Source organism: Bifidobacterium sp. UTBIF-68 (assembly GCF_006408855.1).
In the GTDB taxonomy this organism is placed as follows: domain Bacteria; phylum Actinomycetota; class Actinomycetes; order Actinomycetales; family Bifidobacteriaceae; genus Bifidobacterium; species Bifidobacterium reuteri.
In genome coordinates this window covers 146781-158407 of sequence record NZ_JFAN01000009.1, presented here as the reverse complement: position 1 = coordinate 158407, position 11627 = coordinate 146781, and the positions used below count along the sequence as shown (strand labels likewise).

The 11627-nt window shown below is 62.4% G+C and carries 7 protein-coding genes; all 7 read right to left on the bottom strand.

Annotated features, from left to right (window positions below):
- Positions 1-285: 285 nt before the first annotated feature.
- The gene (locus tag BW14_RS03470) at positions 286-1527 is read right to left on the bottom strand and encodes an AGE family epimerase/isomerase (RefSeq protein ID WP_044088325.1); all 1242 of its coding nucleotides are present in this window, start codon (positions 1525-1527) and stop codon (positions 286-288) included.
- Positions 1528-1547: 20 nt separating this feature from the next.
- Positions 1548-3995 carry a glycoside hydrolase family 36 protein gene (locus tag BW14_RS03465; RefSeq protein ID WP_140489264.1) on the bottom strand — a complete coding sequence of 816 codons (2448 nt, stop codon included), beginning with the start codon at positions 3993-3995 and terminating at the stop codon, positions 1548-1550.
- Between the two features lie 85 nt (positions 3996-4080).
- Positions 4081-5385 carry a serine hydrolase gene (locus BW14_RS03460; protein ID WP_081886523.1) on the bottom strand — a complete coding sequence of 435 codons (1305 nt, stop codon included), beginning with the start codon at positions 5383-5385 and terminating at the stop codon, positions 4081-4083.
- A 102-nt stretch (positions 5386-5487) separates the two neighbouring features.
- Positions 5488-6636, bottom strand: a complete 1149-nt coding sequence (locus BW14_RS03455; RefSeq protein ID WP_044088327.1) for a glycoside hydrolase family 26 protein — start codon at positions 6634-6636, stop codon at positions 5488-5490.
- 47 nt (positions 6637-6683) lie between these two features.
- Complete coding sequence (locus BW14_RS03450) at positions 6684-8990, bottom strand: alpha-galactosidase (protein ID WP_258186037.1); 2307 nt, start codon at positions 8988-8990, stop codon at positions 6684-6686.
- 423 nt (positions 8991-9413) lie between these two features.
- On the bottom strand, positions 9414-10439 hold the full coding sequence (locus tag BW14_RS03445) for a LacI family DNA-binding transcriptional regulator (protein WP_044088329.1): 1026 nt from the start codon (positions 10437-10439) through the stop codon (positions 9414-9416).
- Between the two features lie 99 nt (positions 10440-10538).
- Complete coding sequence (locus BW14_RS03440; protein WP_044088332.1) at positions 10539-11621, bottom strand: LacI family DNA-binding transcriptional regulator; 1083 nt, start codon at positions 11619-11621, stop codon at positions 10539-10541.
- Between the last annotated feature and the right edge of the window lie 6 nt (positions 11622-11627).

The window sequence follows — 11627 nt, the reverse complement described above, 5'->3', positions numbered from 1 at the left end:
GCCAAAGCAACACGCTTTGGCTCGGTACAAGGTCACGCGGTAAACCGCGCTCCCCTCGCCTACAGACAATCCACCGGATTGTCTGCTTCACGGCTCGGCCTGCCAAAGCAACAGCAATCTAGTATACACGGGCCGCAGACATCGACGACTACGTATTAGGCATAACCACAATGGAAAACCCGCCCATACGATACGGATTGCGCAGAAAGAGGGGAAATACGCATTCCACATCGCATGGGCGGGCAAGAATCATGACTATATCCGGACCGAGTGGGCTCGGTTGATTCAGTCGCCTGACCGCTGGGAGGCAACCGCGATGGACATCGACGGGTCGCCCAGCGGGATCATCATCGACTGGGTGGCGTGGTACAGGTCAGACTTGCCCGGCCAAACAGTGCCGATTGGCTGGTTGGTGCGGTCGAGCTGGTGGAACCAGGAACCATTGACATGGTCGATGACGTACTCGTCGGCATACTTGAGGAAGGTCGAGTACAGGTCGGCGTATTCCGCCTTGCCGGTCACATGGGCCAGCACGGACGAGGTGTTGATCGCTTCGGCGAGCGTCCAGTGCATGCGGTCATGCACGACGGGCACGCCGTTCCAGTCGGTGGTGTAGACAATGCCGGGCGCGCCATCGGCGTTCCAACCATCGGACACAGCACGGTGGAACAGATTTTCGGCCACGTCGACCAGCTGCGCCTTACGGCTTTCGGCAAGGCCGGGGGCGCTCAGCGCGTACTGGGTGATGAGTCTGGCCCATTCGATGCCGTGGCCAGGGGTGGCGCCGTACGGCTTGAACTGGTCGTCCTTCTTGTCGGCGTTGCATTCGAGGTCCACCGACCAGTCCTCGTGGAAGTGCTCGGGGATGCGCCAGTTGTTGGCTTCCGCCCAGCCGACGACGTGGTCGATGATGCGACCGGCGCGTGTACGCCATGTTTCATCGCCGGTGACGTCGGCCACGGCGAGGAACGCCTCGACCGAGTGCATGTTGGCGTTGAGGCCGCGGTATGCGTCGAGCTCGGTGAAATCCTCGTTCCACGTATCGACGGACAGGCCGATCTCGTCATCCCAGAATCGCTTGAGGAAGACCTGCTGGGCATCGGCGAGCAGTTCGGCGGCGCCGGGGCGGCCGAGCAGCGTGGCGGAGGATGCGGCGAGCAACACAAAGGCGTGCGCATAGCACTGTTTTATACCGATGTGGTCGCCGTCCGGGGTGACGGCCGCATACCAGCCGCCGTTGGCGTCGTCATGGAGCTCACCGGTCAGGCCCTTCAGTCCGGCATCGACAAGCGCCTCGGCGCCGGCATGGCCGGTGAACGCGGCGAGCGAATAGACGTGGGTCATACGGCAGGTGATCCAAGTCTCGCGATTGCGGTCCTTCCACGGGGTGCCATCGTCGCCCAGCCAGTACGAGCCTCCGTCCGGCGAAGGGAAGGCATGGCCGAAGGCCATCAGGGAGTCACGCTGCTCATTGAGCCACGTCTTGTTTTCCGGAGTACCGAGCTCATATCGGGCTTCATTTTCCATTGTTGATACCTTTCTTGTATTTATATGGCACAGTATTTGGGGTATTTGGGCATAACCGCGAAGATACGCGCGGAAGGGCGAGCGATATCACTGGCATGGATGCGCACGACATGGGCGTCGAGACGTTCGACGGTCCATGGAGCCGCATCCGGCGCATGCTCCGGACGCTCCGGATTGGGGAAGATCTGCCGAACCACTCTCCCTTGCGGTAATGCGATGTCCACAAAGGGCTCGCCTCCGCGCCTCCATACCGTCAGATATGAAGCGATATCATCAGCCGCATCCCTGCGCTCATTCGGCGCAGCCAGCAATCCGGAAACCAGCCAGTCGCCGTCGAAGGCGGGCAGCCCCGCAGGCCACCATGGCACCAGTCGCTGCTGCTCGTCAAGCACGCGGCGATGCAACGCGACCGCATCACGCACCAAGCCGAGCCTCGACTCGTCCATGCGATTGATGAAACCGGACAGGTACAGTCTGCCCAGCACGCCGGCCGCCAGGGTGAGCACGGCGGTCTCATCGTCCATCTCCTGTTGCGCATAGCCCCAATTGCCCTGCTGTTCGGGCAGGATCGTCAGGCCCGCACCGGCGGCAATTGCGGCATAGATCAACGGATCACACTGGTCCGACGTGGATTGCAGATCCAATCGGGATAGCTGGGCGTAGTCGGCGCGCATCGCACCCGATCCGCAGTTTTCGATCATCACGTCCGGATGGCGGCGGCGCAGATCGTCAAGCCAATCAAGATAGGCACGGCAATGCGCAAGCAATCCACCACCTACCGATTCGGCGTCACGGTCGGTGCCGGTGCCGGGTACGGTGTTGTAGTCGAACTTGAAAAACACGGCACCGAACTCGTCAATCAGCCGGTCGACAGTGCGACTCACATGGTCGCGGGCGGCCGCGGAACGGAAATCGAGCAGGTATCTGCCGGAATCGCACACGCGCACACCGTGGCGGGTGAAGAACGCCTCATCCGGGAGCGTATGCGCGAGCGGCGACTTGACGCCAATCACCTCGGGTTCGAGCCATAGACCCAGCCCCATGCCATGATCGCGTATCGTCTGCGCGAGCCCCGCCAGTCCGAAGTCTCCGAAACGGTTCGTGGATGGCTCCCATTCGCCGACCATGTCCCACCAACCACCTTCGGTGCTGTCATACCAGCCGGCGTCGATGCAGAACACATCCGCACCGGTCTTGGCCGCCCCCTCGATCAGCGGCAGTTCCTTGTCCAACCGCGGATCACCGAACAAGGTGTTCATGTAGTCGTTGTACACCACCAGTCCCTGGGTATGCGTGAAGGCGGACTCGCGCCCAAGCTCGGCGGCCTTCGCACGACGCAACGCGCGGCGTTGGAGCGTCATTTCGGCAACGGCCTGCTGCCAATCCCCTGCGGCAAGCGCGAACGAGACCGGGACGCTGGTGAAATCGTTGCCCTCACCCAACGCTGTCTCCCAGTGGTGATCCTGGTATTCAGGGCCGAAGGCGGTGACGTGCAGACCGGGGTCGTTCTCGCCGACCTCCCATTCCCATGCGCCGTTGTGTTCGATCTGCCACATCACGGAGAAGGATGGCTCGGCATCCGCCTGAGACAACGCTTCGACGATGCCGGCGGGCTGGTGCACGCCAGTGGACCAGGTCGAGGCCGAACTCAACGCGAATCGGGAGCTCGACTCCCCCGGATTGATGGTCTGGTTGCGGTCGCGCACCGCGGTACTGCGCAACGGCGCGCAATGCCAGTCGTTTTCCACGGCCCATGCGCTGTCGCCCCAGTACAGGCGTGATGCGTCGACCGTGGCCTTGCCGGCGTCCATCGGCAATGTAAGGTTCAGCGACGACACCGCTTCGATGGTGAACGGCTGCGCGGAGTGCACCATCGTGTAAGTGCGCACGGCGGACAGCCCCGGATACGCCTCGAATACGGAAGTGACAACCAGCCCGCCATCGGTATCGCGGAGGACCGCTTCCCCATCCGTATGCCTGTCGCGCACAGCAGCATCGAAGTCAGTATCAGCATCGGAGCAATCAACCACTGGGGAATCAACGTCGCCCATCGGACGTCCTGCAGGCCGCAATCGATCATACGGCGCATATTGCGTGATATGCAGCCGGTACGGTTCGACGCTGCCATCAGCGGACCGACTCTCCCACGCTTCAACGAAGCGCAGTCTCGCACCGGCCACCGTGGCGATCAACGCGAGACGGTTATCGTTCGATCCGGTATTGGCGGCGTGCACTTCCACAATCGGCCGTGGGTCACGCTGCGCGGCCCCGACCGCGTCGATTTCGTCGGCAGCCCCGGCCGCACCGGACTCACCGGATGCCGCCATACCTCGTCCCGTCACACCGACGAGACGTACCGGCTCATCTGCGGCTGTGGCAAACGCCATAGATACCACGCCATTGCCCCAAGTGAATCGTCCATCTGTGGCAGGTGCCACGGCTGTCATGCCATCTCGTTGATAGACCATAATGTCTCCTTGTCGTACGTGGATATTGACGGTATGGGTACGCATCGCCACTGCGCACGGCGACGCCTCGGAAGTGTCAGCCGCATCAGCTGTCGAGATGCGCATTGACGATGTTCTTCACCTTGCGCGTCACGGGGATGGTCCCGGCATTGGCGAGCTGGATCATGAACAGGAATGTGGTCCCGGTCGCAGGGTCATTGCAGAAATAGGTGCCGAGCCATCCGTCCCAGCCGTACTCGCCGGCGCGGCAGATCATGGTCGATTTGCCCGGTTCCTCCACGATGCGCATGAACGTGTTGTAGTTGCACCCCGGCTGCCACTCCTCGAAATCCGGATAGTGCCGTGCGTACATCGCACCCGAGGTCATCATGCGCACGGTCGCCGGCTGCATAATGCGCACACCGTCCAACTCGCCCTCGCCGATGAGCATCTGGCCGAACTTCACGAAATCGTCGACCGTGGACCGCAGTCCCGCGCCTCCGGCCTGATACGCCGGGTCTTCGGTCGCCGCGTACGGCACGCCGAGATGGTCGGTGACAATCTCCCGCAATGGTCCGCCCGCATTCGCCGGGTCTATAGGCAAACACGGATTGTCGTATACCGCGGCCAGCCGGTCGAGCTTGTCGGCGGGGACGTAGAACGCCGTATCGCGCATGCCGAGCGGCTCGAACAGTTCGTCATGCAGGAAGTCGCCGAAGCGTCTGCCTGTCACGACCTCGATGATCGCGCCGATCACGTCCGCGCTGGTGCCGTACATCCAACGCGAACCGGGTTGGAACCGCAGCGGACACTGCCCCAGCCGGTTCGCCAGCTCAACCGTGCCCATCGGATTCGGGCCATGCAGACGCGCGGCGAGGTCGTCGAACACCTTGCCGACGATGCGGCCGGCCTCGAAATTCGAATCCCCATACGGGATGCCGGAGGTCATCGTCAGCAGATCCTTGACGGTCACCTCACGCGAGGCCGGCACCGTGCGCTCGCCGTCATGCGCGACGCTGGCGATGGCACCGGCCATATCGGTGGGGATATCGTTGGCCAGCCGCTCGTTCGAAGAGGATGCGCCGCCGGCATCGGGTTCGAACTCCGTGGTGACACGCTGCCCCTTGAATCCGGGCAGGTATGTGCTGACGGGGGCGGCGAGGTCGAGCAGTCCCCGTTCGACGAGCATCATCGCCGCCGAGCCCGTGACCGGTTTGGTCTGTGAATACAGGCGGAAGATCGTGTCACGGGTCATGGCCTCGCCGCGTTCGATGTTGCGCATGCCGGCAGTCGCCTGCCAGAGTTCCCGGCCATGTCGTACGGCCAGCATGGTCGCACCCGCGATCTCACCATGGTCGACCGCGCGGTCCATCGCATCCTGAATGAGCTGCCGCACATCCCTCATCATCATGCTCCTTGTCCCATATGTCCTAGTCTTATATGCCTTATATGCCTTTGTTCCACATTGCTTTGCCGCGCATGCCGGGTCACGTCCGTTGCGCCGTACCGCACATCAGGCATACATGTCCGGCAGGGTGTCGGCCATCCGCATGAAATCGTCCCGCACGAACCGGCGGAAGTCCTCGGCGTATGGCGAGTCAACGGTCGGCGTGCCGTACGCACCGGTGTGCTCCGCGCCGTCGAAGTTGCACCACGGCAGATACCACAACGCGCGACGCGTGTATTCGTTGGCCTTTGCGGCACTCAGCATGAACGTCGTCCACGGCGCGTTCGGGTCATCGCCGAACGCCGCCGCGAACTCGCGCGGGGAGCCGACTTCAGTGACCGCGGCGAGTTTGCCTCGCTCCATACCGAGCCGTCCGATAAGCGTGAGGATGCGCACGAACTTGTCATGGCGTTCGGCCGGATCGGCGGCGTCCGGCCCGTCGAGCGGCTGGTCGATGTCCCAGTAGTCATCGAGTCCGAGCACATCGACATAGCCGTCCCCCGGATATCCGCGCAGGTAGCCGGATTCCAGTGTGGTGTCGTCGGTCATGTCGATGCGGCTACGGTCGGGCGAGTACGCATACAGCACTTGATGCACGTCTCGTTCGTCGCGTAGGTATTCGACGGTCATGCGCCAGAGCTCGGCGAACTGTTCCGGCGTGGTGTCGGTCGGTCGCGCGAACGAGCCCGGGCACCACCAGAACCAGTCGCCGGTGTGTTCGTGGAACGGGCGGAAGATCAGCGGAATCGGGGTGCCGTCGTCGTCACGCACCGACAGCAGGAAGTCGGCGAGCCGATCGAGCCAGGTGAGGTATTTGCCGTGCAGCTCGCCGCCAGGCAATACGGCGGCAACCGATCCGGGGGCGAGGTTGTCGCCGTACCCGCCTTCGGTGATCGGGTTGACCGAATGCCAGCTGAAGGTGACGATGGCACCCATGCGGGATGCGCGGCGGGCATCATTGCGGATGTCGACGAAGGGGACGTGATCGATGTTCTCGTCCCAGCCAAGTTCGATGCGTCCGAGGTCGGCGCCCCACACGGCCGGGTATGAGCCGGTCACGGCGAGCGTGTCGGAATCCGCGTCGGCGCTGTGGTGGGTTGAGGTGTCGCCTTGGTGACCGAACATGGCGAATTCGCCGGTATGGCGGTGCAATGCGTCAAACAACGCGCTGGCTCGTTTGGTGAGCTGCTGATCGACGGGGGTGGCAGAGGTCATGGTGGATGCTCCTTGGTATTCGATGGTTTCCGATTGATGAGTGATGCTCAGATTGCCGTGAATTCAAGCACGATCGCCTGCATGGGCCACAGGTTCGGCAGTTGCAGTCCGACTTCGGACAGAAACCGCCCAGGCGCGGTGAAGCCGCCGTTGCCGTCATCGTCCTGCGCTGCGGTGAGCCACTGCGGCGTCACCCAGCCCCAGTGCGATTCGCCGATTTCGCGGCGCATCCGCACACGGTAGGAACGGGTTGGGTCGAGTCCGGTCACCTGCAGCCGTTCGGCCAGCCAGTCACGGATGTTGTCCGTGGTGGCGATGACCCATACGGCATGTGTACGGTCCGCGTTCACGACACCGCGCGCCCGCAGCGCCTGGTCCTTGCAATCGGCATGCATGACGCGGCCGGTGTGGAGCAGTCCGCGCAGCTCTTTGTACAACGCGACGAATGATCGCAGCACGGCGATCTGCTCGTCTGTGCATTCAAGGATGTTCCATTCGAATCCGGAGCATCCGGTGAGGGAGATCGCCGCACGATAGCTCAAATCGGTGGCGCGGGCGGTGGAATGCGCGGGAGACGGGCCAACATGGGCACCGATCATCTCGGGAGGCACAATGAGTTCGGTCCAGCGTTGGATATCCACTCGGTCGCGCGGATCGTTGGAGTCGGATGCCCAGATGCGGTCGGCGTGCTGCAGGATGCCCGCGTCGGTGCGTGCGCCGCCCGACGAGCAGCTTTCGATTTCAAGGCCGGGGAAACGGGCCTTCAGCTCGTCGAACAGCCGGTAGCAGGCTTCGGTCTGCTCGTGCAGTCCGAAACGACCGTCATGCATCGGCTCGGTGACCTCGCGGTTGTGGTCCCATTTGATGTAGTTCACGCCAAGCTGCTCGACGAGTGCGGCCATCTGGTCGCGCACATGCGCGTATGCGTCCGGATTGGCGAGGTCAAGCACGTTTTGCGTGCGGTATGACAGGTCCGCGCGTCCTGGCACCGCTTCCGGCGCGGCGAGTATCCAATCAGGATGTTCGCGAGCCAAGTCGGAATCGAGATTGACCATCTCCGGCTCGAACCACAGGCCGAATTCCATGCCCAGATCGTGCACATGCGTGGCCAGACCGTCCAATCCGTTGGACCAGACGGCCGGATCAACGACCCAATCGCCGAGCCCGCGGGTGTCGTCGCGTCGTTCGTGGAACCAGCCGTCATCGAGCACGAACCGTTCCACGCCGACTTGCGCCGCATGGTCGGCCAACCGTTTCAGTGTGGCCTCGTCATGATTGAAGTAGACGGCCTCCCATGTGTTGAGCGTGAACGGGCGCGGCTTTGCGGCGAAGTCCACATGTCCGGGCAGCGAGCGCAGCCAGCCGTGGAATCGGTCGGCGATGCCGTCAAGGCCACGGTCGGAATAGGAGAAGCACACTTCCGGAGTGGTGTAACTGTCGCCGGGATTCAACCGTATCTCGCCCGGGCCGAGTAGCTCGCCGGCACCGATGACCGGCTCGTGTGCGGGCAGATTGTCGATGCGGTATGTCTGGTTGCCGCTCCATGCGAGATGGCAGGCCCAGATGTCCCCGGTCTGGTTGCGCGGCGCACCGATGGATGCGATGAACATCCACGGGCTGTCATGTCCGGTTTTGCCACGTCGGCAGTCGCGCGTGATTGAACCGACCGGCAGCGGACCCGTGGCGGGCTGCTTTTCGAGCGGCCAACGTCCGGTGAATTGGGTGAGCGTATCGGCGCGTTTCGGCATGGGCAAGGTGGCGTCGAGCCAGCTGACGGTGAGCGGTTCGCCCGTGTTGGCGGCTAGCTGCGTGGAGGCCGGGCCGGCGGCTGAATCGCCTGTCGGACTTGCGGTGTTGGTAATCGTATGCCGCGCGACGACAAGGCCGGATGCGGTGATACGTAACGTCGCATCGAGCTTCAGTCCGTTGACTGCATCTTCGGCGGCGACGGCGAGCGACGATGGTCCAGCAGTGGTCTCTACGTGCGTCCAACGCGCGTACACCGGCCGACCGCCGCGCGCGCATTCCAGTCCGGCGCGGCCGGCCCAGCCTTCCGCGCCTTGCGGCAGCAACGATGGGCGCCATGCCGCATCCGGCTTGTTCGGCGGGGTGTCCTTGAGGGTCATCGCGTCAAGCGCAGCGAGAACGGACTCGTTCAGCGGGCATGCCGATGAGCCGGCTGTTGCGCATCCCGCGCAGGTATCATTGCCGATCGCGCAACCGCAGTCACCCGTCGGACCGACGATATCGCGCCCCCAGTACTCCACCTGCGGCATGTCGTCCGCCGGCGTTTTCAGTACCACGCACACGCCGCCACCACGCAACACCGTATGAGGCCCTTGGTCAAACATCATGAATCTCCTTTGTCGGCTCTCGCCATCGATCCGGATTCCACGCCGCCGCGCATTGACGCGAACAGCGGCTGCTCGCGTCCCTCCATCTCGCCGCACGGACACGAGACTAGATATGCTTGTCGGTCACTTAAGCGCAGATGAATGTTCCAACGCCCAACGCCGTGCGCCATCGGGGTCTCGAGCCCGCATATCAGCCCGCATCCAATGCAGAAAGCCACCGCAGCGCTACAGCAGCAATCTCAAATGCCAGCAATCACTATACCTTAATCGGTTAAGCGACACGCGGCTAGCGAATCCTCATGCACCGCATTTCATTGTGATGCAGCACGACTTATCATCCCGCGTCACTGATTCGTCAACAAATTCACCACACCGCAGATAGCAAAAAGCCGGCGCAAGACGCCGGCCGGACAATCATGACGATCAGGCAAGGGGTCCGCTGGATGCGCGCACGACGAGCTTCTCCTGCGGCTCCCAGACGGATTCCACTGGCTTGCCGTCGATGAGGTCGAGCAACAAGCCCGCCGCGGTGCGTCCACGTTCGATGATGTTGTGCCCCAGTGCGGTGATGCCCAGCGCATTCACCTCGCACAGGAAGGAATCGTCCCACGAGATCACGGACAGATCCTGCGGTACGTTGAGGCCGCGGACCGCGGCGACCTGCGCCCCGGTCAACGCCATGACATCGTTGTCGTAGATGATCGCAGTCGGCGCGTTCGGCAATGACAACAGACGCTCCGTGCACTTCCTGCCGCCCTCGGGCGTGTAATCGGCATGCAGACAGGTGTACTGCAGTCCCAGACGCGCGGCGACCTCCATGAACGCATTGTCCCGTATGAAGGTATGACCGAGATTCTCCGGGCCGGCCACGCGGGCAATCCGCCGATGCCCCTGATCGGCGCAATACTCCGCGATCACCCGCACACCATCTCGCTCGTTCGTGCTCAGTGAGATCAGGCCGCCGGCCAATGATTCATCTCCCATGACCACCGTCGGCATCTCGAGATGGTGGGACATCAGTTCGATGCGGGGATCGCCGAGCTCGACGTTCTGCAGGAATACACCGTCCACCGCCCCCGAGGCGATCCAATCATCAAGGATGTCGAGCTCCGCACGCATGTTGCGAGACGAACGAATAAGCAACGAATAGCCGGCCTCCTCAAGCCTCGCTGTTAAGCCGGTGATGAGCTCCATGCCGAACGCCTCGACAGACAGTACGGCGGGATCGTAGGTGAGCACCAGGCCGACGGAATTCGTGCGCGCGTCGGAAAGTGACTTGGCGGCCTTATTGGGGCGCCATCCCAACTGGTCTGCGACCTTCAGCACCTTCTCACGCGTTTCCTGCGAAACGCCGGGTTTGCCGTTCAACGCATAGGACACCGCACTGTTGGAGACACCCGACGCCTTGGCGACGTCGGTAATGGTCACTTTCGCCTTCGACACGACAATCCTCCTGCAATTCCGTCACGTTCTTACGACGTCATCACTGGCCTCTGACAGATCAAAGATCTCCCAGCTGCGAACAAAACGCTACTCACTACTTACTACTTATTTAGACAATAACAAGTTCTTTACCGGTTCACCATCCCCAATCACCGCATTGTGGACGATTGTCCGCTTCGGACGCCCAGTCGAGTCACGGACAATCATCGTATCGTCGGAGGCGGTGACGGATTTCACCTGCCGCCCCTCAACCATGTCGATGATCGCGCGGGCCGCCTTGCGCCCACGTCCGAACACATTACGATTCAGCGAGGTGACGCTCGGATCGGCCATCTCGCACATGAAGGTATCGTCCCACGAAATCACCGACAAGTCCTCCGGAACGCGCATACCGCGACGACGTCCCACATCAATGGCCGTAACCGCCGCCGCACCGCTGTCGCATACAATGACGGTCGGCGGATCCGGCAACGACAGCAGCTGCTCGATGCTCATGCGGCCCTGCGCCGGAGAATAATCGGTATGCAGACAGCGGTACCGTATCCCAGCGTTCATCGTCAGCGACACGAACGCCTTGTCCCTGACGAGCGTATGCCCCATCATTTCGGGACCGGCCACACGAGCCATGCTGCGATGCCCGAGAGCATGGCAATAGTCGACAACGAGACGCGCAGCCTCCTCCTCGTCGTCGGACAACGTGGTCAGCCCGCCCGCCATCGAGGCGTCGCACAGCAGCAACGCAGGGAATTCCGTATGCTTCCTGAGCTCGGCGATGCGAGGGTCACCGAGCTCAACGTTCATCACCAATAGTGCGTCCACGGTGGCATCGGCGATCCACTCTTGCATGATGGCAAGCTCATGGAGACGGCTTTTTGCCGACCTCAGCAGGAGCGAATACCCCTCCTGTTCGAAAACCGTCTCCAGACCGGCGATGAGCTCCAATGCATACGATTCCACAGACAGGACATCCGCGGAATAGGTCACAATCAGTCCGATGGCATGGGCGCGCGCCTTCGACAAGGCTCTCGCAGCGCTGTTCGGCTTCCAGCCGAGTTCCTGCGCGGCATGTAGCACCCTGCTCCTGGTGCGTTCCGAAATACCCGGCCGTCCGTTCAGCGCATATGATACCGCGCTATTGGATACGCCCACGGCCCGCGCCACGTCGCTGATGGTCACCCTGCTTTTCATGATTGT